23 protein-coding genes and 1 riboswitch are annotated in these 24,782 nt (G+C 52.8%); of the genes, 13 read left to right on the top strand and 10 right to left on the bottom strand.

Features of this window, described 5'->3' with window-relative positions:
• Positions 1-25: 25 nt before the first annotated feature.
• Positions 26-877, bottom strand: coding sequence for a helix-turn-helix transcriptional regulator (locus M6D81_RS16725; protein ID WP_262678058.1), 852 nt, complete (start codon positions 875-877; stop codon positions 26-28).
• A 134-nt stretch (positions 878-1,011) separates the two neighbouring features.
• Between M6D81_RS16725 and M6D81_RS16720 the strand changes: the two genes are divergently transcribed.
• Both M6D81_RS16720 and uxaC read left to right on the top strand, forming a co-directional pair.
• Positions 1,012-2,310 (top strand): Gfo/Idh/MocA family oxidoreductase, encoded by a 1,299-nt coding sequence (locus M6D81_RS16720; protein WP_262678076.1) that lies wholly within the window; start codon positions 1,012-1,014, stop codon positions 2,308-2,310.
• Positions 2,311-2,330: 20 nt separating this feature from the next.
• A complete protein-coding gene (gene uxaC, locus M6D81_RS16715; RefSeq protein ID WP_262678057.1) occupies positions 2,331-3,737 on the top strand; it encodes a glucuronate isomerase in 1,407 nt (468 codons plus the stop codon).
• A gap of 73 nt (positions 3,738-3,810) precedes the next feature.
• On the opposite strand, the gene M6D81_RS16710 is transcribed toward uxaC, so the two are convergent.
• The 5 genes from M6D81_RS16710 to M6D81_RS16690 form a co-directional block, all read right to left on the bottom strand.
• Entirely contained in the window at positions 3,811-4,134 is a 324-nt protein-coding gene (locus M6D81_RS16710; protein ID WP_262678056.1) for a hypothetical protein, read from the bottom strand.
• Positions 4,135-4,199: 65 nt separating this feature from the next.
• Entirely contained in the window at positions 4,200-5,417 is a 1,218-nt protein-coding gene (locus M6D81_RS16705) for an aspartate aminotransferase family protein (protein ID WP_262678055.1), read from the bottom strand.
• A gap of 1,388 nt (positions 5,418-6,805) precedes the next feature.
• A complete protein-coding gene (locus M6D81_RS16700; protein WP_262678054.1) occupies positions 6,806-8,296 on the bottom strand; it encodes an S-layer homology domain-containing protein in 1,491 nt (496 codons plus the stop codon).
• A gap of 130 nt (positions 8,297-8,426) precedes the next feature.
• Entirely contained in the window at positions 8,427-9,113 is a 687-nt protein-coding gene (locus M6D81_RS16695) for a response regulator transcription factor (protein ID WP_262678053.1), read from the bottom strand.
• A gap of 7 nt (positions 9,114-9,120) precedes the next feature.
• Positions 9,121-10,596 carry a sensor histidine kinase gene (locus M6D81_RS16690; RefSeq protein WP_262678052.1) on the bottom strand — a complete coding sequence of 492 codons (1,476 nt, stop codon included), beginning with the start codon at positions 10,594-10,596 and terminating at the stop codon, positions 9,121-9,123.
• Positions 10,597-10,833: 237 nt separating this feature from the next.
• On the opposite strand from M6D81_RS16690, the gene kduI reads away from it, so the two are divergent.
• The 7 genes from kduI to M6D81_RS16655 all read left to right on the top strand — a co-directional run bounded on the left by kduI (position 10,834) and on the right by M6D81_RS16655 (position 16,764).
• Entirely contained in the window at positions 10,834-11,664 is an 831-nt protein-coding gene (gene kduI, locus M6D81_RS16685; RefSeq protein WP_262678051.1) for a 5-dehydro-4-deoxy-D-glucuronate isomerase, read from the top strand.
• A 23-nt stretch (positions 11,665-11,687) separates the two neighbouring features.
• Positions 11,688-12,482, top strand: a complete 795-nt coding sequence (locus tag M6D81_RS16680) for a DeoR/GlpR family DNA-binding transcription regulator (RefSeq protein WP_262678050.1) — start codon at positions 11,688-11,690, stop codon at positions 12,480-12,482.
• A 4-nt stretch (positions 12,483-12,486) separates the two neighbouring features.
• The gene (kduD, locus tag M6D81_RS16675; RefSeq protein WP_262678049.1) at positions 12,487-13,242 is read left to right on the top strand and encodes a 2-dehydro-3-deoxy-D-gluconate 5-dehydrogenase KduD; all 756 of its coding nucleotides are present in this window, start codon (positions 12,487-12,489) and stop codon (positions 13,240-13,242) included.
• Positions 13,243-13,672: 430 nt separating this feature from the next.
• On the top strand, positions 13,673-13,876 hold the full coding sequence (locus M6D81_RS16670) for a hypothetical protein (RefSeq protein ID WP_262678048.1): 204 nt from the start codon (positions 13,673-13,675) through the stop codon (positions 13,874-13,876).
• Between the two features lie 293 nt (positions 13,877-14,169).
• Complete coding sequence (locus M6D81_RS16665; RefSeq protein ID WP_262678047.1) at positions 14,170-15,162, top strand: ABC transporter ATP-binding protein; 993 nt, start codon at positions 14,170-14,172, stop codon at positions 15,160-15,162.
• Entirely contained in the window at positions 15,159-15,974 is an 816-nt protein-coding gene (locus tag M6D81_RS16660; protein WP_262678046.1) for an ABC transporter permease, read from the top strand. The genes M6D81_RS16665 and M6D81_RS16660 overlap by 4 nt, the downstream gene beginning before the upstream one ends.
• A 7-nt stretch (positions 15,975-15,981) precedes the next feature.
• Positions 15,982-16,764 carry an ABC transporter permease gene (locus M6D81_RS16655; RefSeq protein ID WP_262678045.1) on the top strand — a complete coding sequence of 261 codons (783 nt, stop codon included), beginning with the start codon at positions 15,982-15,984 and terminating at the stop codon, positions 16,762-16,764.
• An 80-nt stretch (positions 16,765-16,844) separates the two neighbouring features.
• Here M6D81_RS16655 and M6D81_RS16650 read toward each other — a convergent pair whose 3' ends face one another.
• Positions 16,845-17,279 carry a hypothetical protein gene (locus tag M6D81_RS16650; protein ID WP_262678044.1) on the bottom strand — a complete coding sequence of 145 codons (435 nt, stop codon included), beginning with the start codon at positions 17,277-17,279 and terminating at the stop codon, positions 16,845-16,847.
• Positions 17,280-17,284: 5 nt separating this feature from the next.
• Positions 17,285-17,447, bottom strand: a riboswitch (cyclic di-AMP (ydaO/yuaA leader).
• 153 nt (positions 17,448-17,600) lie between these two features.
• Between M6D81_RS16650 and M6D81_RS16645 the strand changes: the two genes are divergently transcribed.
• From M6D81_RS16645 to M6D81_RS16635, 3 genes are all read left to right on the top strand, one after another.
• Positions 17,601-19,007 (top strand): MBOAT family O-acyltransferase, encoded by a 1,407-nt coding sequence (locus M6D81_RS16645; protein WP_262678043.1) that lies wholly within the window; start codon positions 17,601-17,603, stop codon positions 19,005-19,007.
• A gap of 12 nt (positions 19,008-19,019) precedes the next feature.
• The gene (locus tag M6D81_RS16640) at positions 19,020-20,288 is read left to right on the top strand and encodes a DHHW family protein (RefSeq protein ID WP_262678042.1); all 1,269 of its coding nucleotides are present in this window, start codon (positions 19,020-19,022) and stop codon (positions 20,286-20,288) included.
• 96 nt (positions 20,289-20,384) lie between these two features.
• Positions 20,385-21,344, top strand: coding sequence for an aldolase catalytic domain-containing protein (locus M6D81_RS16635; RefSeq protein WP_262678041.1), 960 nt, complete (start codon positions 20,385-20,387; stop codon positions 21,342-21,344).
• An 886-nt stretch (positions 21,345-22,230) separates the two neighbouring features.
• On the opposite strand, the gene M6D81_RS16630 is transcribed toward M6D81_RS16635, so the two are convergent.
• Entirely contained in the window at positions 22,231-22,548 is a 318-nt protein-coding gene (locus tag M6D81_RS16630) for a hypothetical protein (protein WP_262678040.1), read from the bottom strand.
• A 44-nt stretch (positions 22,549-22,592) separates the two neighbouring features.
• Complete coding sequence (locus tag M6D81_RS16625) at positions 22,593-23,972, bottom strand: Glu/Leu/Phe/Val family dehydrogenase (protein ID WP_262678039.1); 1,380 nt, start codon at positions 23,970-23,972, stop codon at positions 22,593-22,595.
• An 88-nt stretch (positions 23,973-24,060) separates the two neighbouring features.
• Between M6D81_RS16625 and M6D81_RS16620 the strand changes: the two genes are divergently transcribed.
• A complete protein-coding gene (locus tag M6D81_RS16620; protein WP_262678038.1) occupies positions 24,061-24,471 on the top strand; it encodes a gamma-glutamylcyclotransferase family protein in 411 nt (136 codons plus the stop codon).
• 43 nt (positions 24,472-24,514) lie between these two features.
• Here the strand turns inward: M6D81_RS16620 and M6D81_RS16615 are convergent, their stop codons facing one another.
• Entirely contained in the window at positions 24,515-24,673 is a 159-nt protein-coding gene (locus tag M6D81_RS16615; protein WP_262678037.1) for a hypothetical protein, read from the bottom strand.
• Between the last annotated feature and the right edge of the window lie 109 nt (positions 24,674-24,782).

Raw genomic sequence — 24,782 nt, 5'->3', positions numbered from 1 at the left:
GCGAATAAGCGACATGTATACAATATTACGACATGTCCCTTCGGTACTCCCGCGGCGACATGCCCGTCACCCTTTTGAACGTTTTGCCGAAATGCGAGAAGTTGTCATAGCCGACCTGTCCGGCAATGCTGGAGATGCTGTCCGTCGATTCCTTAAGCAGGCGCTCCGCCTCTTTCATTCTGGTAATGGCAATATAGTCGGTAAAAGCGAATCCGGTCACTCGCTTGAACATGCGGCTTAAATAATGAGGGCTTATAAAATGCACCTTCGATACGCTTTCCAGTCTAAGCGGTTCCCTATAATGCGTGTTGATATAACCGGTCACTTCGGATATTTTCGCATGGATGGAGGAAGCGTGCCGGAAGGGGACGGGCTCGTGATTCCTGAGATAGCGGGCGACGGCCAGCAGCAGCTCCGCAATGCCTTGCCGGATAACCAACTCGCAGCCGGGCTCCATCGTTCTCGCTTCATGATGCATTCTTCGGAGCAAGGCATCCGCATCCAGATGCAATCCTGTGGGAAGGCGGAACACATGGCTGGGTGCATGGAAGGGACTGAGCAGCAGCTCGGCCAGTTCTCCCGCGTATTGCCGGAGGGATTCGTCACTGAAGTGCAGCAGGATACGCTCGTGCTCGGGTTGTCCGTTCGGCATCGTTTTGTGCAACTCATGCTTGCGGATGAACACCAGATCGCCTTGCTCTACCGTATAGGAGCGATCCCGGATGAAATAGAGGCGGCTGCCCGACAGCATATAATACACTTCATAGAAGGAATGGTAGTGCTCATTCCGCATAGCGACGGGGTCCGTTCTCTTGATGTATTGAAAATACCATTCGTGGGTGGAGCCGAAGCTGCAGACGGCGGCAGGGTCGCTCATGGAAATCCTCCTTTAATCGTTCGAGATGACAAGATTTGCGTACTATGCGCCAATTCAAGCATGATATGACAAGTATTATAGCATTTCCATGCAGTAGAATGGATAGTAGCAATGGAATAATGTTCAAGGAGATGATGAAGGTGGGTAAAAAAAGGTATGTGATCGTCGGCAGCGGCGGCCGGGCCAGATATTTCTATAGCGCGATCGCAACAACGTATCGGGAAACGGCGGAGTTGGCGGCGTTCTGCGATCTGAATGAGACTCGCATGAACTACGCTAACGAGCTGCTCGTCAAGAAATATGGTCATGAGCCGGTTCGTACGTACGGCGCGCATCAATTCGACGAAATGATTGCCGCCGAGAAGCCGGATACTGTCATCGTGACCAGTGTCGACCGTACGCATCATACGTATATTATCCGGGCGATGGAGCTGGGCTGCGATGTCATTACCGAGAAGCCAATGACGGTGGACGAGCGGAAATGCCAGGAGATACTGGATGCCGTGAAGAGAACGGGGCGCCAAGTGAGAGTGACGTTCAATTATCGCTATTCCCCCCATCATACGAAGATCAAGGAGCTCATTGCCGGCGGGGCGATCGGTCAAGTGACAAGCATCCACTTCGAATGGCTGCTGAATACGAGTCACGGAGCCGACTACTTCCGCAGATGGCACCGGGACAAGCGGAACAGCGGCGGGCTGCTGGTGCACAAATCGACGCATCATTTCGATCTCGTCAATTTCTGGATTGATTCGCAGCCGGAATCCGTATTCGCCCATGGCGACTTGCTGTTTTATGGGCGGGAGAATGCCGAGCGGCGCGGCGTGACGCAATTTTATGACCGGGCGACGGGCAATCCCATTGCCGAGAACGATCCCTTTGCGCTACACTTGGATAAGAACGAACAATTGAAAGCGATGTATCTGGACGCGGAGCATGAAGACGGCTACCGGAGGGATCAGAGCGTATTCGGAGACGGGATCAGCATCGAGGACACGATGGGCGTGCTGGTGAAGTATCGGAACAACGCGATATTGACTTATTCGTTAAACGCTTACATGCCTTGGGAAGGGTACCGAATCGCGTTCAATGGCACCAAGGGCCGGCTGGAAGCGAATATTGTGGAGCAGTCCTATGTGAACGCGGGGGGCGACAAAGCGCTGGAAGGCGCATTGAAGGGCAAGTCGCTCATTATGTATCCCATGTTCGGCGCCCCTTACGCCGTTGAGGTAGAGACAAGGGAAGGCGGGCATGGAGGAGGCGATCCCGTATTGCTGAACGATCTGTTCGGCACGGCGGTTGAGGACCCATTCCACCGTGCGGCCAATCATGTGGATGGAGCCCGTTCCATCTTGACCGGAATTGCCGCCAATCGCTCCATACGTGAAGGACAGCCGGTATTCATCGACGATTTGGTTCGATTTTATGACTAGCTGGAGGGGAATTGCTGAATATGAAATCATTTCTGGACGAGAACTTTCTGCTGCACAATGAGACTGCGAAGCGGCTGTACCACGACTATGCGGCCAACATGCCGATCATTGACTATCATTGCCACTTAAGCCCCCAAGAGATCTATGAGAACAAGAGCTTCTCCAATCTGACGGAGGCATGGCTGTATGGCGATCACTACAAGTGGCGGGCCATGCGCGCAGCAGGTGTAGAGGAGTCTTATGTGACGGGCGGGGAAGACGCTTCGGACTACGACCGATTCCTCGCATGGGCGAGAACGGTGCCGCAGACGATCGGGAATCCGCTCTACCAGTGGTCCCACCTGGAGCTACGCCGCTTCTTCGGCGTGGACGAGCTGATTAATGAAGCCAATGCTCCGGTCATCTGGGAGAAGGTGAACGCGAAGCTGGCGACGGGCGGCTTCAAGGCGCGCGACTTGATCCGCATGTCCCGGGTGGAAGTGATCTGCACGACTGACGATCCCATCGACTCGCTGGAGTACCATACCGCCATCAAGGAATTGAAGGACTTCGACGTTCAGGTGCTCCCGTCGTTCCGGCCCGACAAGGCGCTGGAGATTAACCGTCCGGCGTTCCGGGATTGGGTTGCCAAGCTGGGAGAGGTAAGCGGCTCGTCCATCGAGAGCTATGACGGACTATTGGCGGCGCTGGAGGCCCGTATCCGCTTCTTCGACGAGGTCGGCTGCAAGGTGTCGGACCATGCGCTGGATTATGTCCCATATGCGGAATGTTCCAAGGAGGAAGCGGCCGCCATCTTCGCGAAGGCGATAAGCGGCGAGCAGGTATCTCTGGAAGACGAGAAGAAGTACAAGACGCATACCTTCCTGTTCATGGGCCGCCTGTATGCCCGTCTGGGCTGGGGCATGCAGCTCCATATTAACGCGTCGCGCAACAATAATACCCGGATGCTGGGCAAGCTGGGGCCTGATACGGGCTTCGATTCCATTAACGACAGCCCGGTCGCCTACCCGCTGACGCGGCTGCTGGATGCGCTGGATGGCGACGACTTGCTGCCGAAGACGATCGTCTATTCCTTGAATGCGCGGGACAACGAAGTGCTTGCGGCGTTGATCGGCAGCTTCCAGGGCGGGGGCGTGCCGGGCAAGATGCAGCTGGGCTCCGCCTGGTGGTTCAACGATACGAAGAACGGCATGCTGGATCAGATGAACTCGCTGGCGAATCTGGGGTTGCTGAGCCGTTTTGTCGGCATGCTAACGGATTCCCGCAGCTTCTTGTCCTACACGCGTCATGAGTACTTCCGCCGCCTGCTCTGCAATCTGCTGGGTGAATGGGCGGAGAACGGCGAAGTGCCGAACGATATAGAGCTGCTTGGCAGCATGGCGGAGAATATTTCTTACCGCAATGCGAAGGCCTATTTCCAATTTTAAGTAGAACGTCCCTGCAGCGAGTGAAAGCGGATGAGCCGCATCTCTTTCGCTGCAGGGACGTTGTTTTGTCCTCTCATATCCGATTCATCCCTATCACATGCCGAAGCATCTGCGGTCCCGCCAAATTCGCCATAATGCCGAACCAATCCCCTTGCAGCATCCACTTGCCGAATAAGTAAAAGGCGGCTCCGCCGATCATCTCGAATGCGATAAACTGTTTCCATCGACGAGCCGTTATGACATAAACCGTGAACGTATCTCTACCGCTCCTGCCGCTTCTTCTAAGCGTATTTCTAACACCGCTGCCGATACTCGTGCCAACACTGCTGCCGACACTGCTGCCGACACTGCTACCGACACTGCTGCCGACACTGCTACCGACATTTCTTCTGGCCACTAAGCTACGCCTCCCGCTCGCTGTCCGTCGAACTCTTATACCTTAATTAGCGTATGCGGGAAGACTTATCCGACATGACTTGCGGCTTCGTTCATTGCGTCCGAAGCAATAGCCAGCATTTCGTCGATATGCGCTTCCTTGACGATGAGCGGAGGCATCAATCGAATAGTGGAAGGGCTTGGCGCATTCAGAAGCAGCCCTTTGTCCATGCACAGACCGGTTACAACAGGCGCCATGCCTTCCGGCAGGTCGAATGCGATGAGCAAGCCTTGGCCGCGAATGTTGCGGATGGGCAGCTCTGAGGACAATTCGGTCAGCCTGCGTATCAAATAATGTCCTTGTGCCGCGGCATTGGCAGACAGATTCCGCTTCAGCAGCTCTTGCAGCACGGCCAGTCCTGCAGCCATGGCCAGAGGCTGGGCGCAGTATGTGCCGCCTTGCTCGCCGGGCTGGAACAAGTTGTGTTTCTCCAGCGTCAGCATGGCGGATAGCGGGAAGCCGCCTCCGATGCCTTTGCCTAGCGTAATAATATCCGGCTTGATGCCGGAATGCTCATAGGCGAACAACTTTCCGGTACGTCCCATCCCGGTCTGAATTTCATCGAAAATAAGCAGCATGCCGTACATATCGCATATTTTGCGCAGGCCGTACAAATAAGCCTCATCCAGCGGATGCACGCCGCCTTCTCCCTGTACCGGCTCCACCATAATGGCGCAGGTGTTGTTATTGACAGCAGCGAAGCAAGCGTCCAAATCGTTGATCGGGACGTGACGGAAGCCGTCAACTTTAGGGGCGTACAGCGGCTTCCAGTGCTGTTTGCCCGTCGCGGACATGGTTGCAAGTGTCCGGCCGTGGAAGCTTCCCTGCAGCGTAATGATTTCATAAGCTCCGTTCAGGTGGACGGCACCGTGCTTGCGTGCCAGCTTAATGGCGCTTTCGTTCGCTTCTGAGCCGCTGCTGGCGAAGAATACCCGGTCCATGCCGCTGACTTCCGTCAGCTGCGCCGAGAATTCCAGCATCGGTTTATTGTAGTAAGCAGGGCTGGCATGGACGAGCGTACCCGCTTGATTGGCGAGTGCCTGCTGCAGGACTTGCGGTGAATGCCCCAGGCAATTGACGGCCCAGCCCCCCACGAAATCAAGGTACTTATTACCGCAGGTGTCCCATATATGCATCCCTTCTCCGCGCTCCATAATGATCTCCGGCCGAACGGCAGTGGACAATACGTTCTTCTTGGCTTCGTTCAGCCAGTCGACGGTTGCAACTTCCTGTACATGAATCATAACCAACATCCTCCCGGTAATCATATTCGTATTGTATAAATATACATTTATGCGAATAATAATTCAACTTATTTGAAATAAAATTAAAACAGTAATTATTGGCGATTATGCTGGAGTACGGAGGAAAGCGGGCGGGGGCGGATTTGGTGTAGGTCACATAATTTGGAGTACGGAAAAGGTGCGATCGAGCGGATATAGTGTAGGCCACATACATTGGAGTGTGGAAAAAGTGCGATCGAGCGGATATAGTGTAGGCCACATACATTGGAGTGCGGAAAAGATGCGATCGAGTGGATATAGTGTAGGCCATATACATTGCAGTGCGGAAAAAGTGCGATCGAGCGGATATAGTGTAGGCCACATACATTGCAGTGCGGAAAAGATGAGAGCGAGTGGATATAGTGTAGGCTACATACATTGTAGTGCGGAAAAGGTGCGATCGAGTGGATATAGTGTAGGCTACATACATTGCAGTGCGGAAAAGATGAGAGCGAGTGGATATAGTGTAGGCTACATACATTGCAGTGCGGAAAAGATGAGAGCGAGTGGATATAGTGTAGGCTACATACATTGTAGTGCGGAAAAGATGAGAGCGAGTGGATATAGTGTAGGCTACATACATTGTGATGCCGATATGGAGGGAATGTGCTGGTGTAAGCCATGTCGCATAGGTTGGAGCGAGGAAAGTAGCTAATTTGTAGGCCGCAAGCCATCGCATAGGTTGGAGCGAGGAAAATAGTTAGATTGGGAGCTGCAAGGCATGAGGCCCAGGCTGGAGTGCCGATATGGAGGGAGTGTGCGGTTGTAAGCCATGTCGCTTAGGCTGGAGAGAGGAAAGTAGTTAGATTGGGAGCTGCAAGGCATGTGGCCCAGGTTGGAATGCCGATATGGAGGGAATGTGCTGGTGTAAGCCATGTCGCATAGGCTGGAGGAAAGTAGCTAATTTGTAGGCCGCAAGCCATGTTGCATAGGCTGGAGCGAGGGAAATAGTTAGATTGGGAGCTGCAAGGCATGTGGCCCAGGTTGGAGTGCCGATATGGAGGGAATGTGCGGTTGTAAGGCATGGGGCATAGTCTGGAGTACCGAGATGATGCGTGTGTGAGGTTACAGCTCACAGCTCATGGATTCTTGGCCGAAGGCTTCTAAAACTGCTGCCGCGGAAAGGGAAAAGCGCAAGCTTCTAGGGCGTGTCTGAAAACCCGCTCAGTGGCACCTTTCACCGCCTTTCCGCCCCCTGCTTCGTTCCGTTTGCTTGACGTACCCCCGGGTACGCCTTCACAAACGCGCCTTGCATGGAACGAAAATTCGGCAAAATTTGCTGTCCTCAGAGTTCTCAGACACGCCCTAGGCTTTGACGCCCCAGAGCTTGCGCTTCTATTCGCACTCGATTATTTGTCCAGCATCATATCGTCGTCAGCTACCGCCCAAGTCCCTGCAGGAGAGATGGTATACCGGACGCCTTCACCAAGCGTTCCTTCGCCGATCTCGAAGGTGCCGACAGCTCCTTGGCGGCTCTGCACCTTGTATTGCGCCGTTAATGTCGAGCCGTCATCGCCTGTCAATTGAATGGAACGGTAAGCGAACAGTTCATCGCCGGGATCGCCGCTCAGCGTCACCTGCAGCGTCTTGCCGTCGACTGCTTGTACGCTGGAGATGATCAGCGGATCGATCTCTTCCGCTACAAAGCTTGCATGCTCAACGGTGAACCAATCCGACGTCACTGTATAAGTCGTACCTGGCTGCAAGGTCTGCCCTTGAGGCAGTCTGAACTTCGGCTCCTGCTTGCCGTCCGTGGATTGTGTGAAGCCAACGTATGAGACAGTGATCGGCTCGCCATTGTCTGGAGTCAGTACGGCGGTACGGGTAGCGAGCGACGGAATGATCTCCAGGGATTGACCGTCGTAGCTGTTGTTCTCGTCCAGCACGATGGCGTCGCTTCCTCTGCCTCCGGCATACGCCGAGATGACATAGCCGTAGTCGATAACGCCGTCCTGACGCAGTGATTCAATCTCGAACGTGTCGGATGTAACCTGACGCGCTTCGCGCAACGGAATCAGCTTGTCGCTGGTGTTGAATGATACGGTCTGCTCTCCCTTATAGGTGAGAGTCATCGTCTCTCCATCAGGCATCGTCTGCATCGGGATGATGTAAGTGGCGAGTGAGCCCGTCTTCAATCGGGGCTGATTGACAAGCTTCAGATCCGGTTCGAACGCGAAGTTGTCGGACATGGCGTCTCTGGATTCATCCTCCAATACAAGCGGAGCGTCGAATGTTATTTCCAGCGCTACTTTATTCAATGCGCGCATGGAGACGATCCGGGCGTCCTCAGAACGGACGGCTTTCTCCGACTGGACAAGCAGCTCCGCCATTTCACCGCGAGTCAGATGGTTGCCCGCGATCGACAGCCCATCGATCCAATGAAGAACGGATTTGGTATCGCGCTGCAGCGCTTTGGCCAGGATGGCCGCTGTATCCGCTGCTTCGGCAGGCTTATTGGGTTGAAGCTTGCCGTCTTCCGCGATCAGACCTTGTGCAACCGCGGAAGCCACGTACGCATCATACCATTTCGCATTTGGTTCCGTATCGGCCGCATCCGTCACTTCCAGATCAAGCGTCAGCAGAACCATTTTCAGCAGTTCCGCGTTGGTAACGGGCTTGTTTGGCCGTATTTGCCCGTCTTCATATCCTTGCAGCACACCTTTGTCTTGCAAATGCTTGATCGCGTCGCTATACTGCGCTTCGAAGTTCTTCACCGCCGCCAGTTGAACGTCCGCTACCGGGGCAAGCTTCGCGGCTTGCGTCTGATACGGCAGCAGAGCGCTGCCTCCGATAATTGCGCTTAATGCCATGACGGCAGCGTTCCGTTGAAATTTGTTCATATTCACTCATCCTCTCAAACGTTGTTAGTAGTCCCATGCATTTAGCATACAGGACAGCTCTAAACCGCCGGATAAGAGAATATAAACTTTTTATAAACGGGGGCTAAACAATGTTCAAAGCCGGAAAGGACTACACGGTGAAGCGGTAGCCGGCTCCCCAGACGGTCTCGATAAACTGCGGGTTGGAGGGATCAGCTTCGATCTTCTCTCGAATACGGGAAATATGCACAGTCACTGTTGCGATGTCGCCGCTGGAATCCATCCCCCAGATCCGCTCGAACAGTTCATCTTTATTGAATACGCGATTGGGATTCATCGCAAGGAACAGCAACACCTCGAATTCCTTGGCCGTCAGTGTGATTTCCTTCCCATGCAGGAATACACGTCTGGAGGAAGCTTGTATGGACAGCTCACGAATGTCGATGCTATCCGGCTTGCTCTTGCCGCCGGTGTACCTTTCATAGCGCGCCAGATGGGCTTTGGCTCTCGCCACCAGTTCATTGGGGCTGAACGGCTTCGTGACGAAGTCGTCCGCTCCGAGGCCGAAGCCGCGAATTTTATCGATTTCTTCTTTTTTGGCCGATACGATCAGGATAGGGATATCCAGCTCCTCCCGAATTCGCTTGCAGATGTCGAACCCGTCTGTCTCCGGCAGCTGCAGGTCGACAATGACCAGATCATAGCTTCCGGTCAACGCCATGTTCAAGCCTTCCAGGCCGTTGTGGCTAATCGTCACCCCATAATCGTGCAAGAGGAAGTAGTCGCGCTGCAATTCAGCGATATAATGGTCGTCTTCAATGATTAGTATTTGTTTCATCTTAACCTCACCGGTGATCTACGAAATTTTGTAAGGATAAAAATACGGTTGTGCCTTCGCCGACAGAGCTCTCAATGGAAATATCGCCGCCGTGCCCCTCCATAATTCCCTTGGCGATGGCTAGTCCGAGGCCGTATCCCGGCGCCGACTGGTCTCGCGATTCCTCTTCCCGGTAAAATCTCTCGAAAATATAGGGCAGAGATTCCGGCTTGATGCCTGGCCCGTTATCCTTGATCCAGATGTCGGACTGCTCCGGCCCGCGCTTCACGCCAATCGTTAATATCTTCGGATCGCGAACCATGTACTTCAGACTGTTGTCGACCAGATTGACGATAACCCGCCTCAGCTTCTCTCTGTCTGCCAGGACGAATATCGCCTCCGGCGGAGGCGGACATTCCCATGTCAACTGGACGCGTTGCTGGTCCAGCTCGATCGCCATTTCGTCCAGCGTACGCTTCAAGAAACTAACCAGCTCCAATTGCTGGAAAGAATAGGGCTCCTTGTTCAAATCCAGCTTGGAGAAGTACAGCAGCTCATCGACCAGCTTCTCCATATCGGTCGCTCTCGTATGAATGGCTCCTACATACCGGTCAAGCTTCTCCTGCGTATTCGTTACGCCGTCACGAATCCCTTCCGCATAACCTTTTATCGTCGTAATCGGAGTTCTTAAATCATGCGAAATGTTGGACAGCAGTTGCTTGCGATTGTCTTCATAGCGCAGCTGAAGCTGAATGGACTCGTGCAGTCTCAGGCGCATTTGCTCGAAGGTCATAACCAATTGGCCGATCTCGTCGCCGGATTCCGGCTTTAGCGTGAAGGTAAGATCGCCCTCCTTAATATGCTCGGCGGATTGCTTCAGACGCTCCAGCGGTTGAATAATCTTGCGGGTGACGTAGCGATATAGCAGAAGACTGGTGATAAGCAGTACAGCGGCGAAAATGCCAATCAGAATCGGCAGCACCATTCGGATGACTTCTGCGAACGGGCTTCGTTCCCGCAGGACGTAGATGCTTCCGCGATCGGCGGCTTTGGTGCCGAAGCTGAAGTCGAATTTCGCATAGGAGTAGAATCGGCTGCCCAAATTCATTGTGTTCCGTATGGAGTAATTGTTCATCTCGTAAGCCGGAAGCTCAGAGGCTTGAAGCGATTCCCCCAACATCGGACTGACGTAGACGAGCTGTTCGTTGCGCCGCACGACCAGACCTGCCTGTACCATTTTCAGCTCCAGGTCGTAGCTCTGCAATCGTTCCGGATCTTGAAGCAGTACGGGATCGTGCTTGGCCAGGTATTTCAAGTCGAGGAAGATGCTCTCCTCCTCTTCGGACAGCGGATGCAGCGAATAATGAATGCGATAGAAGCTGCTTATGCTGCGGAAGTCTCCCGTCACGGCAACCGACAGCAAGTAAGCGGCGCTGACGAATAGAATGACGGATACAATAACTACGGCAGCGAAAGACAACAACAATCGGAACCGTATTGACATAGCTTGGTATGCTCCTTTCAGGGGACCGCAACACGAATGGAGAATGAATGGAGACTCTAAGCACCTCGATAGAGGTTTTCTCATGAATCATGCCATGCGGGAAGTATGAATTGCAAGCATTTGTACTTTAAAGGTTCGAAAAGGTGTGTTATGATAGAAAACGAACGTAATCAAACATTATGAAACGCAGTGCTGCGCCAAGTGCCGGGAGCTGCTAAAATGAGGAGGCTATTTATAATGGAAGTACGTCACACGACTAATCCGACAGATGTGAAACAATACGATACAGAGCGCTTGCGCCAGGAGTTCTTGATTGAAAACCTGTACAAGGCCGATGAAATTAACATGGTATACACACATTACGACCGTATGGTGGTCGGCGGAGCATACCCGGTGAAGGAAACGCTGACTCTGGATGCGGGAGATACGTTGAAGACGGAATATTTCCTGGAGCGCAGAGAGATCGGCTTCCTGAGCATTGGCGGCCCAGCTGTCATTACTGTTGACGGGGAAGCACACGAGTTGAACAAGCTGGATGTACTGTATGTCGGCAAAGGCAAGAAAGAAGTGAAGCTGGCAAGCAAGGATTCCAGCAATCCTGCAAAGCTGTACTTCTGCTCCGCGCTGGCGCATGCGGAATACCCGACTCGGATCATGACGATGGAAGAAGCCAATCCGGTGCATCTTGGCGCGCAAGAAACGTCCAATGAACGCGTCATCTACAAGTACATTCATGCCGACGGCATTCAAAGCTGCCAGCTGATGCTGGGCGTGACAAGCCTGCAAAGAGGCAGCATCTGGAATACGATGCCTTCGCATCTGCATGATCGCCGCATGGAAGCTTACCTGTACTTCGATATGGAAGAGGATACGCGCATCTTCCATATGATGGGCGAGCCATCTCAGACTAGACATCTCGTCGTAGCGAACGAACAGGCGATCATTTCGCCGCCATGGTCCATCCACTCCGGAGTAGGCACCAGCAATTATACGTTCTGCTGGTCGATGGCGGGAGAGAACTACACCTTTACCGATATGGACGTTGTACAAGCCAGCGAATTGAAATAGTCATTTTTTGAAGGAGGAAGGCCATGCTTGCTGCGGAACGCCATCGTGCAATTGTTGCAAAGCTTGAGGACAACGGGGCTGTCAAGGTGTCTGAGCTCAGCGAGCTGTTCGGGGTAACGGAGAAGACGGTACGCGAAGATCTGGAGAAGCTTGAGGAGAAGGGGCTGCTAAAGCGGACGCATGGCGGTGCGGTACTGGAAGAGGGGAGCGAGGACAGCTTGCTCCCTCTGCAAATTCCGAACGTGAAGCACAGCCGGGAGAAGAACGCGATTGCAGAGCTCGCGCTCACTTGCATTCAGGATAACGATATCATTGCGCTGGATGCAGGCAGCTCAACGCTGGAGCTGGCCAGATTGCTACCGAACAAGCCGATAACGGTGCTGACCAACGATCTGCTCATTATCCGGGAGCTGACAGCGAAGGAGAATATCCGACTGGTCGTTCCCGGGGGCTTCCGCCACAATAACCTGCTGATCGGCGGAGAGTCCCAGGATTGGATCGCGAGGCTCAACGTCCACAAGCTGTTCTTGTCCACAACGGGCGTTCACCAAGAGTATGGACTGACGATATTTACTGAGGAATTGGCGAAGCTGAAGCGTCTCTATATGGACAATGCCAAGGAGATCTACTGCTTGGCTGATCACAGCAAGTTCGATAAAGGCGCTCTGATCACTTTTGCCGAACTGGATGAAATCGACTGCGTGCTGACCGATGACGGCATAGATGACGAGCTGGCGTCCAGATACGAAGCGCAAGGATTGCGCATCATGAAGGCTGGGCTGCTCTCTGATGGGAAGCGCACGAAGCGAAAGGGGTAGTGGAATGAGTTATTTCGATTTGACGGGCAAGAAAGCAATTGTAACAGGCGCGGGCCGCGGACTGGGAACCTCCATCGCACTGGGGCTGGCGAAGGCGGGGGCGGACGTGGCACTCGTCACGAATCGTACGCCGGCTGACGCGGTGAAAGCCGAGATTGAAGCGATGGGCCGCAAGGCGATCACGATTCAAGCGGATGTGTCGGATCGCGACCAACTGGCGGGCATTATCGATCGGACGATTGCAGAGCTGGGAGCTGTCGATATTCTGGTCAACAATGCGGGCATTATTCGCCGCACACCAGCGGCAGACCATAGCTACGAAGACTGGCAAGCGGTCATCGACGTGAATTTGAACTCCGTATTTGTACTGAGCCAATTGGCCGGTAAACATATGATCGAGCGCGGCTCCGGCAAAATTATTAACATAGCGTCCATGCTGACCTTCCAAGGCGGCATTACAGTGCCTGGCTATACGTCCAGCAAGCATGCGGTAGCGGGCTTGACGAAGGCGCTGGCGAACGAATGGGCATCGAAGGGCGTGCAGGTCAATGCGATTGCTCCCGGTTACATGAGCACAGACAACACGGAGGCGCTTCGCGAGGACCCTGTGCGCAGCAAGTCCATTCTGGAACGCATCCCTGCGGGCCGTTGGGGCACACCGGACGACTTGGCCGGACCGGCCGTATTCCTGGCTTCAGCCGCTTCGGACTATATGAACGGCCATATTCTTGCGGTGGACGGCGGTTGGCTCGTTCGCTAATCCATACGTAGAATACGAATAAGATACAGGGCGCTCTCGGGACGCATTATGCGGCTTGAGAGTGTTTTTTAATTTTGCGGACGGGAAATGTTGTCAGCAGAAAATAAAGTATTAAACTGACCATTGAGTGAGACTCTAAATGGATTTTGTGTCATTAATAATACTGAAACTGTCGTACTCGTATGATCGAATGGAATAAGTACAGTTAAATCAGGTCATATTGCTCAACATCGATCTAATGGGCAGAATTAGTAGCAAAGAATCCAGTTCATTGTGACCATGAGGAGCATTTTGATCAAATTAATGTCATGAAATCCAGTTAGATAAGCTAGATAGTTGCGATTATAAATGAATGACCGTAACCGTAGTTGGCATATACCGGCTGCGGAGCAAATGAAGGCCGACTAGTTGGCCATGCGGTGCGGGAGCATTGAGCGGAAGTGTGGAAGGGGCGAACGAAAGGGAGCTCGGAAGCATCGAACGAAAAGGTCGAATAGATGCATTGAGCGGAAGTGTAGAAGGGGCGAATGAAAAGGCCGAACGGGAGCATCATACGAAAACGTCGAACGGCGATGCCGGTTACCCGTCTGGGGGATTTGGTCTTTTGCTGAAGACAAAGGTGGTTAAGGAGTAAGAAGACATATAAAATGCCCGACAGGTTTATGGATAAAACCCGCCAGGCATTGGTTATTTAAGAAAATATAGCCCTCGAAAAAGAAAAATCAAAACTTGCTGCGAAAATACCTTGTTCCTCATCACTTATAATAGTAGTATAACCCAGACTGAAATATAAGTCTATACTTTTTTTGAAATTTGATATATATTTTTTTTCCTGCCATTAAGCGATGTCTGAACAGAGGTTTCATGCGCCTTATGTGCCGTGTTAGAACGCAGCGTCAAAATTAAACAGGAGAAAAAGGAGAACAAATGATGCGAAAGCCAATAATTGAGCTTCAAGACATCGGGAAAACGTTCCAGGTGGCGGAGCGGACAGCGGGACTGGCGGCAGCCGTGAAATCGCTGTTTATCCGCAAGTACAGAAAGGTGGAGGCATTAAACGACATTTCCTTCAGCATCGGGGAGGGGGAGATCGTCGGTTATATCGGACCAAACGGGGCAGGCAAGTCTACGACGATCAAGGTGATGAGCGGCATACTGGTACCGGATAAGGGCAGTTGCACCGTTATGGGCTTCACCCCATGGAGGGATCGGACACCGTACGTCAAGCATATCGGTGTGGTGTTCGGTCAGCGCTCGCAGCTGTGGTGGGATGTGCCGGTAATCGATTCCTTCCAGTTGCTCAGAGACATCTATCGTATCCCTGAGCCGATCTACAGAGACAACCTGAAGATGCTAACTGATATGCTGGCGCTGGACGATATTCTGGGCGTACCCGTTCGTCAGCTCAGCTTGGGGCAGCGGATGCGGTGCGAGATTGCGGCCTCGCTGCTTCACAATCCGAAGCTGCTCTTCCTCGACGAGCCGACGATCGGACTGGATGCGGTGAGCAAGATTGCGGTTCGCAAATTTATTAAGCGCATCAATAGAGAGCGGGGAGTGACCGTCATCCTTACGACACACGATATGAGCGATATCGAGGCGCTGGCGGACAGAATACTGATGATTGGAAAAGGAACCTTGCTCTATGACGGCACGCTGCCGGATCTGAAGGCACGCTTCGGGTCGGGACGCATGCTGACGATAGATTATAGAGAGCATGCGGAGCCGATTGAGCTGCCGGGGGCAAGCCGGCTGAGCTGGACGCCGGAACGGGCTGTGTATGCATTCGATGCCGAGCGAACCAAGCTGGCCGATCTCATAGCGCCGTTGTCGCAGCATGTGGAACTACTCGACATTGCGGTGGATGAGAAGGGAATCGATGAGATTATCGTACAGCTGTACGAGGAGCATCAGATATGATAGGCACGAGGAATGCCTATTGGTCCATCTGTCGCTTAAGGTTTATTAACGGTCTGCAGTATCGGACTGCAGCGCTGGCCGGCATCGCGACCCAGCTGTTTTTCGGATTTGTCTTCATTATGATCTTCATCGCCTTCTACGAGAATAGCGCGGCAATGACTGTGTTCCCGCTGGAGGATCTGATTACGTACGTATGGCTGCAGCAAATTTTCTTGTCCTTCATCGCGCTTTGGTTCCGGGACAATGAGCTGTTCGGCATGATTACGGACGGCCACATTGCTTATGAGCTATGCAGGCCGGCGAAGCTCTATCCCTTCTGGTACGCGAAGCTGATTGCACAGCGAGTGGCCAGTGCGCTGCTGCGGTGCTTCCCGCTGCTTGGGATCATCTTCTTCCTTCCGCAGCCTTATCGGATGGAGCTGCCGCCGGATGTCTTCACATTCTTCCTGTTCGCACTTGCGCTCATGCTCGCTCTTCTGCTTGTTACAGCCATATCCATGCTGATCTATATATCGGTCTTCTGGACCATGTCTCCCGTCGGCTCCATTCTGATGGTAGGGGTGGCGGGCGAATTTCTGGCCGGCTTGATTATCCCCGTGCCGCTCATGCCGTCGTGGCTGCAGTCGATCGTCCATCTGCTGCCCTTCCGCTATACGGCGGATTTCCCGTTCCGGGTCTATTCCGGACATATTCCCAAGCTGGAGGCATTGACAGGCATCAGCGTCCAGTTGCTATGGTTGGTCATTCTCATCGCAGGCGGCTATTGGCTTATGCAGCGAGCGCTTCGCGCCGTAGTCGTGCAAGGAGGCTAGAATACTTATGAAGCTATACTTTCAATACATGTCGATTCATTTCAGATCACAGCTGCAATACCGGATGTCGTTTTTTCTGCTTAGCATCGGTCAGTTTTTTATCCCGTTCTTCGTGTTTGCCGGCATGTACTTTATGTTCGAACGGTTCGGACAGCTGCAGGGCTGGAGCTTCTTCGAGGTGGCATTATGTTATGCGGTTATTCACTTGTCCTTCTCGCTTAGCGAGAGCCTGGCCCGGGGCTTCGACGCCTTCTCCGGACTTGTCGTAGCTGGCGGCTTCGACCGTCTCCTGGTCAGACCGCGCAATACGGTGCTTCAGGTGCTGGGATCGAAGTTCGAATTTACGCGCATCGGCCGTCTTCTTCAGAGCATCATCGTGCTCATCTGGTCCTTGTCGAATCTGCCGCAGGTATGGTCGCTTCCGAAGCTTCTGACCTTGTCTTTCATGGTGCTGAACGGCGTATTTATATTCACAGGCATCTTCATGCTGGCGGCTACGCTATGCTTCTGGACGGTTCAGGGCTTGGAGGTGGCGAACGTCTTCACGGACGGGGGTCGGGAGATGGCGCAGTATCCGCTTCATATCTATGAGAGACCCGTGTTCAAGTTCTTCACTTTCATTATTCCGTTCGGGTGCGTGACGTACTATCCGCTGCTGTATCTGCTGGACAAGGAGGAAGGAAGCCTGCTGCTGGGCATTCTCACGCCACTTGGGGGAGCCTTGTTCCTGCTGCCGTGCCTCCTGGTATGGCGGGCGGGGGTGAAGCACTATCATTCTACCGGCTCATAACGACAATAAGCCCGAAGCTCATCTGCGAAGAGCTCCGGGCTACTGTCCATGCTGTTCATGAAGACATGCAATTGCTGTGATCAATCAATCGAAATATAAGCGATAGCGCGCTGCTGCAGAACCGATTCCTCTGCATGAAGCGAAGCGGAGCCCGGCTGACCTGCCTGACGCGTAAGCTGTGTAAGCGCAGCTGCGAACATGGCGGTCATGCGACTGTCGGCATCATGCCATTCTGCAATTCGTTCCGTGAGCCTTTCCGTAAGTGAGGATAGCGGGAATTCTCCGATAAAGGGGCGTAAGTGATGGCTCCAATCATCCAGATCGAGCGATTCAGTCTCGCATAGGAACTGCTCGCTCCATCCATAGCCGTATTCGCTTGTTAATCGAATACAGACTCTGTATCCGGCTGCATCGACCGCAATGGCGGGTATGACGAATAACTCGATTCGGCTAATCGTCAGATGCTGCGGCTGATCCGCCGGAAAGGGGGAATCGTTAACGCTAATGGACAGCATCTTTGCATCTCTCCTTCTTCCGCTTACGAGGTTAGCTGTCGGATTCGGGCTAGAGAGAAGGCCCTACCGGGGGTACAACTCCCCGGATTCACCCCTTGCATGCGCTATCGTCGCCTGCATTGGTTCCCCCGCTTTTTCGAAAATCGAAAAATTAAGCGTTTATGTTTACATAATATTTTAGCGCTATTTTTTCCATTTGTAAATGCACAATTAGGTGACAGCCGAAGGTCAGGCTCGTCACGCTTGTTCTCTTTTTCCCACTGATTTGATATAATTTTGGAAATGGTGATTATCGGCTAGACACAGCTGGGAGTTGGGAACTTGGTCTTTTCGAGCTTGTTTTTTTTGTATGGGTTTTTGCCGCTCTTGTTTCTATTCTACTTTCTATCTAAGCGTACTAGCTATCGGAATGGCGTATTAATCGCTGCATCACTGCTGTTCTATGCGTGGGGGGAGCCGGTCTGGATCTTGCTGCTTCTGCTCTGCGGCTTGAACGGCTACTGGTTCGCCCGCTATATCCATCGGCATCGGGGGACGAGGAGGGGCAAGTGGCTGACCGCTGCCGCCGTAAGCGTCAACTTGGCTATATTGGGCTTCTTCAAATATGCGGACTTCCTCATTGCCAATCTGAACTTGCTGCCCCGGCTGGACCTTCCCTATACGGAGGTGGCGCTGCCGATCGGCATCTCCTTTTTTACCTTTCAAATGATGTCCTATCTCGTTGACGTTTATCGAGGCGATGTGAAGCAGCCGGGCACGTTCACCCATGTGCTGCTCTATGTATCGCTCTTCCCGCAATTGATTGCGGGACCTATCGTGCGATATAGGGACATTGAGCATGAATTTCAGGACAGGCGGTTCTCCTGGCCCTCCTTCAGCGAGGGGATTACCCGGTTCGTCATCGGGCTGGGCAAGAAAGTCATATTAGCCAATGGGTGCGGCGAGCTGGCCCCGTTATTTCTGGATAACCAGCTGTCCGAAGCGACTGTGCTGGGAGCCTGGTTCGGCATCTTGCTGTTCGCTCTGCAAATTTACTTTGATTTCTCCGGCTATTCCGATATGGCGATCGGGCTGGGCAAAATGGTGGGCTTCACTTATCCGGAAAACTTCAACTATCCTTACATATCGCGTTCGGCAACAGAGTTTTGGCGCAGATGGAATATGTCTTTAGGCAGCTTCTTTCGTGATTATGTATACATTCCGCTCGGCGGCAACCGCAGATGGCAAGCTCGCAATCTATTCATTGTCTGGTTTCTGACAGGGCTATGGCATGGAGCAAGCTGGAACTTTATTTTTTGGGGCCTTTATTTCGGTTTCCTGATCTATATCGAGAAGCTGTTCCTGCTGCGTCTGCTGAGCAAGCTTCCGGCGTTCATGTCCCATATTTATGCTACTGCCGCCATGCTTGTCGGCTGGGTGTTTTTCTACTTTACGGATATGTCGTCGGGCATACACTTCTTCAAGACGCTGCTGGGGCTGGATGAGGTGAAGCTGTATAATCTGGAGCTGCAAATATACGTGATGGATCATCTGTTTTTCCTGATCGTCGCCATAATCGCCTGCACCCCGCTGCCTAAGCGGATTGCAGACGCTTTGGCGGCTCGTCTTCCGGCGATGGAGCGGCTCCGACCGCTTTCCATTCCGCTTTTTAATGCGGCAATTCTATTCGTATCGACGACGATGCTTGTAGGTAGCACCTACAATCCGTTTCTGTACTTCAGATTTTAAGGGGGCGATGGGATGAACCGTGAGAAGTGGAATGTCGGCTTGTTCTTCGCCATTTTGGCTGTTTTCTTTCTATTGAATCTGTTTTTTCGCAGTACGGAGGATGTATCGCGGACGGAGCAGCGCACGTTGAAGCAATGGCCCGATTGGACGGCAAGCAGCCTGTTGAACGGCGATTATGCAAGGGATGTGGAGGATTACTTCGCCGACCGCTTCGTGTTCCGAAGCGCCTTTATCGGAGCTGGCAGCAGCATTAGCGCACTGTATGGAATCGATAGCGGAGAGGAAGTATCCATTCAAGTGTCCGGGGGCAACAACATGCATGTCATTGCAGACAGCAAGCGCATTGGCGATGACGGTGCTCCCCAAGCGAGCGGCAGCGGGCATGAGAATGACGGCAAGAAGGGAAGGTATCTCGTCATCGGCAATCGGGCGATGGAGATTTATTACTATAGAGAGCAAGCGGCGGAGAAGTATGCGGCTGCGGTCAACGCCTTTGCGGCGAAAGCGAAGGGGATAAAGGGAGTGAAGGGCATCTATACGCTGCTTGTGCCGTCCTCCATCGAATATTTGAACAATGACAAGTACCGCAAGCTCTCGCCCTCTCAGTCGGCTGCCGCTGAGGAGATGGCGAAGCATCTGGCTCCCGGAGTGACGAATGTGCCCGTCTATAATCAGCTGCAGCAGCATGTGGACGAATATATTTATTTCCGGACCGATCACCACTGGACAGCGCTTGGCGCTTATTATGGTTATGTCAGCTTCGCGAAGGAAGCCGGCAAGGAGGCGCTATCTGTCGATGACTACGAATGGCAGGAGCGGGGAACATTCCTGGGCACGACCTATGCTGCGACGATGGGCGAGGGGATGAAGGATGATCCCGATAAGCTGTTCCTGTACAAGGCGAAGGAGGCTGCCCTGACAGCCGAGAATATGGGCAAGATGGTCAGTATGCCGATTATTGATCAGTATGCGACCGGCTACAGCGCTTTTCTTGGGGGGGACACTTCCGTCGCCGTTATGACTACCGAGCATTCGGGTGAGCGTATTCTGATCATTAAGGATTCCTATGCCAACGCCTTCGCTCCATTCCTCATCCCGCATTACGAGGAAATCCATCTGCTGGATTTGCGCTATTATAAGGGAGATGTGTACGACTATATGGAGCGGAACGACATCGACGATGTTCTATTTTTGAACAATTCCGCGGTTACTTCCCATGAAGGGTTCACAGACGTCCTGGAGAAGCGGCTCGGGCTGAACTTGGCGAACGATAAGACATAATGGCGAAAATAGCTTTGCGTTCCAACACCAATTGAAGTATGATGGTAGATAAAATCAATTAATGAACTCATGTTCAACTTAAAAGGAGCATCTGACATGCAATCGAAAACAAGCCACTGCAAAATTGTCGACTGTACGATTCGTGACGGCGGACTCGTGAACAACTGGGATTTCAGTGTAGAATTCGTCAGCCATTTATATAACAGCCTGAACGAAGCAGGCGTTGACTATATGGAGATTGGCTATAAAAATTCCCCCAAGCTGCTGAAGGGTGCCGATCAGGCAGGTCCATGGCGCTTCCTGAACGACGACTTCCTGAAGAAAGTCATCCCGAACAAAGGCAATACGAAGCTGTCTGCGCTTGTAGATATCGGTCGTGTAGACGAGAGCGACATCTTGCCTCGCAGCGAGAGCATGCTGGATCTGATCCGCGTAGCCTGCTACATTCAGGATGTTGACAAAGCGCTGGAACTGGTGCAAATCTTCCATGACCGCGGCTATGAGACGACCCTGAACATTATGGCGCTGTCCAACGTAATGGAGAATCAGCTTGTGGAAGCGTTCAAGGCGATTGCCGATAGCGTTGTAGACATCGTGTATATAGTAGATTCCTACGGCAGCCTGAAGCCGGATGATTTCAGCTACCTGGTGGATAAATTCAAGGAGCATCTGCCGAACAAGCGTCTGGGCATCCATGCGCACAACAACCTGCAGCTGGCATTCGCCAATACACTGCTGGCGGCAGGCAAAGGCGTCGAGCTGCTGGATTCTTCGGTATACGGCATGGGCCGCGCGGCGGGCAACTGCAATACGGAGCTGCTTGTATCGGAGCTGCAAAATGCAAAGTACAACGTCCGCCCTGTGCTGGACATGATCGAGAAGTACATGATTCCGCTCCGCGAGAAGGAGGAGTGGGGATACATCATTCCTTACATGATTACCGGCATACTGGATGAGCATCCTCGTTCCGCAATGGCGCTGCGCGCTACGGAGAACAAGGATAAGGCTGTCGATTTCTACGATCAGCTGACGACACCGGAGATGGCGAGCAAGTAAGAGGATGGAAAGCGAAGTCTGCGGGGCACGCCTGGCGTGCTGTGCAGGCTTTTTTTGTCGGTGTGGGAGTGTGAGATAGGGATAAGCTGTAGCTGATGGTGCATGGGTTGGAGTAGAGTATTGTCATTTCTGCACCTTGGACTGAACTACGTATTATTTAGCTGCATGAGACGCTCCCCCAACTTATCCGGTGGACAGGGACGTCAGATGAGAGCTGGCATATTGCAAGGTACATACGCTAAAGGTCCGAAAGTACAAGCGGGCTGGTATAGTGTATGGCACATACGCTAGAAGTCCGAAAAGGTACAAGCGGGCTGGTATAGTGTATGGCGCATACGCTGAGAGTCCGAAAAGGTGCAAGCGGGCTGGTATAGTGTATGGCACATACGCTGAGAGTCCGAAAAGGTGCAAGCGGGCTGGTATAGTGTATGGCACATACGCTGAGAGTCCGAAAAGGTGCAAGCGGGCTGTTGTAGTGTATGGCGCATACGCTGAGAGTCCGAAAAGGTGCAAGCGGGCTGGTATAGTGTATGGCGCATACGCTGAGAGTCCGAAAAGGTGCAAGCGGGCTGGTATAGTGTATGGCACATACGCTAGAAGTCCGAAAAGGTGCAAGCGGGCTGGTATAGTGTATGGCACATACGCTAGAAGTTCTAAAAGGTACAAGCGGGCTGGTATAGTGTATGGCGCATACGCTGAGGGTCCTAAAAGGTACAAGCGGGCTGGTATAGTGTATGGCACATACGCTGAGGGTCCTAAGTGATGCGTTTCGCCGTCCGTCAGCACCAGGAATAATTGCGTTCCACAAAAAAAACGGAGAATGGCCTGAGCCATCCTCCGCTTTCCAATTCGGTCTGTCAACCTACTTGCAAAGCTAACAGCCGTGCTACCCTTCCAACAGCTTGCCGTTGCCGCGAATAGCGGCCGCCTTATTGGGCTCGTTCGGATGCAAGTAGCCTTCGCCGCGGTATACGCTGCCGCCTTCAGCGGTAGCAATAACCCCGACGCCGATGTCCTCGCTTTGGCTGAACCATTGCAGCAACTCCTCGTCGCTCACCCCGCTAATATCGATATACCATAGCTTGTCGCCATATTGGGTGACTGTAATCAGCTCAGCGCTCTGGAACGGAATAATTCGGGACGCATTCCCGTCATAGCTAATCGCGATTGACTTTAACGCGATGGCTTCCATACCTACTGACATCCCTGTATCTCCTCTCTGGTTGCAGCTTCAGTAACCAATTCGCATTAATACAGCTTGCCTTGTCTGTACAGAATGGTCGACAGCTTCGTGATGGCCTGGACATAACAGTTTTGCCGCAGCGGCAGCGGATCGGAGAAGTACACCGGCAGTATGCCGCTCATCGTATTTTGCATCTTGTCATGCAACAGCTTGTAGATCTCGTCCTCCGTATGGAATTGCGTCTCGCGGCCTTGCAGCCATTCGAAGTAGGAGACGATGACGCCGCCTGCATTTGCAAGAATATCCGGAATAATGATGACCCCTTTGTCGGCCAACAGCTTGTCCGCTTCGCCTGTCACCGGTGCATTCGCGCCTTCGACGATGATGCGCGCCTTCACCTGCTCCACATTCTGAATATGAATCTGGTCCTCCAGCGCCGCCAACATGAGTACGTCCGTATCCAGATAAAGCACAGCCTCGCGATCCATTACCTCCGCCTGAATGCCCAGCTCGGCCAACGCATCCTCTGAAGTAGGCAGTTCGCCTTGATGCGTACTCGCATATTCGATCAATGTCGGTATCGACAGGCCGTCGCTGTTGTACAGCGTCACGTTGCGATCGCTCACCGCGACGACTTTGTTTTGCAGATAGGAGCAACGGTAAGCTTCCAGTGCGGCTATAGAGCCGACGTTGCCGAAGCCTTGCACCGCTACGGTCAGCGGCTTGTTCCCCAGCTCCAGCGCCGTCTTCGCGAAGATGTTGGAGCTTCCGGACAGCCAATTCTGCTGCTCCTGCAGGAAGTCGTGCATCAGATAGCGGAAGGAGAAGTATACGCCTCTGCCCGTCGCTTCCCTGCGTCCCAGCGACCCGCCGCATACGATGCTTTTACCTGTGAAGCTTCCCAGGTACGGCTTGCCTGGATTGATGCTTTTGTACTCCGACATCATCCAGTCCATCTCCCGTTCGCCAGTGCCCATATCGGGAGCGGGAATGTCTTTGTCGGGGCCAAGCACGTCGCTGAAGTATTGTACATACTTTTGGCAGATCAGATACAGTTCTTTCTCCGTGTAATTTCGCGGGTTGATGGATACGCCGCCTTTGCCGCCCCCGAACGGTACCTCGTGAAGCGCATTCTTCAGCGTCATCAGCGCAGCCAGGTTGGTTACTTCCTCTTCATTTACGGATTCGTGGAATCGGATGCCGCCTTTATAGGCGCCAATCGCGTTGTTGTGCTGGATGCGATAAGCAGGTATGCGCACGACCTCGCCGTTCTCCTGCGCGATACGGAGGAACGCTTTATGTATTTTATTAGGAGTGGACAGAATTGCAGCTAGCGAAGTGAATGCCTGTTCCCGGCGTTCTCCTTGCAAGGAAGGCAGGAATGTCTCATTTTCCAAAAGTGTGTTCAGTGATTGCATGACGATTTCGCCTGTTTGACTTGCCATCGTGATTCTTCCTCCTTGTTATGCCATAATAGTGTCAAGGTAAATTGTAACATAATTCATAGTCAGGTTAAAAATAAGGGGGCAACGCATGACGGCAGCATGGGTATTTGTCTATGGCACTTTGCTTCCCGGAGGAAGCAATCATGACGTAGTTGCTCCATATGTGTTAGAGATCAAGGTCGGGCAAGTAATGGGACGGCTAGTCGATGTCGGCAGCTATCCCGCTTGTGTCAGAGATGAAGAGGCTTCCCGCAATGGCAGCAGGGTACGAGGGCTTTGGCTGCTTGTGGTCATCGCAGGTATGGCCGCAATGGACGAGCTGGAGGAATTCTACGGCATCGAAGAAGTCAATGACTATGAGCGGGTATTCGTCAAGGATGCGCATGATGATGACATCGCCGGCTGGACATATTGTTGGCCAACGGCCAGAGGATGCCCGCCAATTGGGGAATCCAGCTGGCCGGATTATTGCCGCCGACTAGGGCGTACGGTTTTTTAACGACAAGCATTTATTGAATAGAGGTTACGTCACATTGCTGACTTCAATTGGAATGTTCATCTTCTTGCCAGTCAGCAGAGTAAGCAACGAGGGCAATCGGTTTGCCGCTTTGCGCTGTCAATTGCTCTTCCAGCTTGCGAATGGCGTTCAGTGCATCCGGCTGGTTCCGCAACTCGGCAATGTTGTAGCTCTGTTCATCCACGATTCATTCACCTCCAATCCATTTCGATACTTTCAAGGGTGAGTAGAAAAGTGGAGAAGTATGCAGCATGCGGCATTGTTCTTTCCGGCTGCCTCTAGTAAACTTTAAA

The sequence above is a fragment of the Paenibacillus sp. J5C2022 genome (assembly GCF_025567625.1).
Classification (GTDB): domain Bacteria; phylum Bacillota; class Bacilli; order Paenibacillales; family Paenibacillaceae; genus Pristimantibacillus.
Note: the sequence above shows the minus strand (reverse complement) of the source record. Positions and strands in the feature narration are given on the sequence as shown.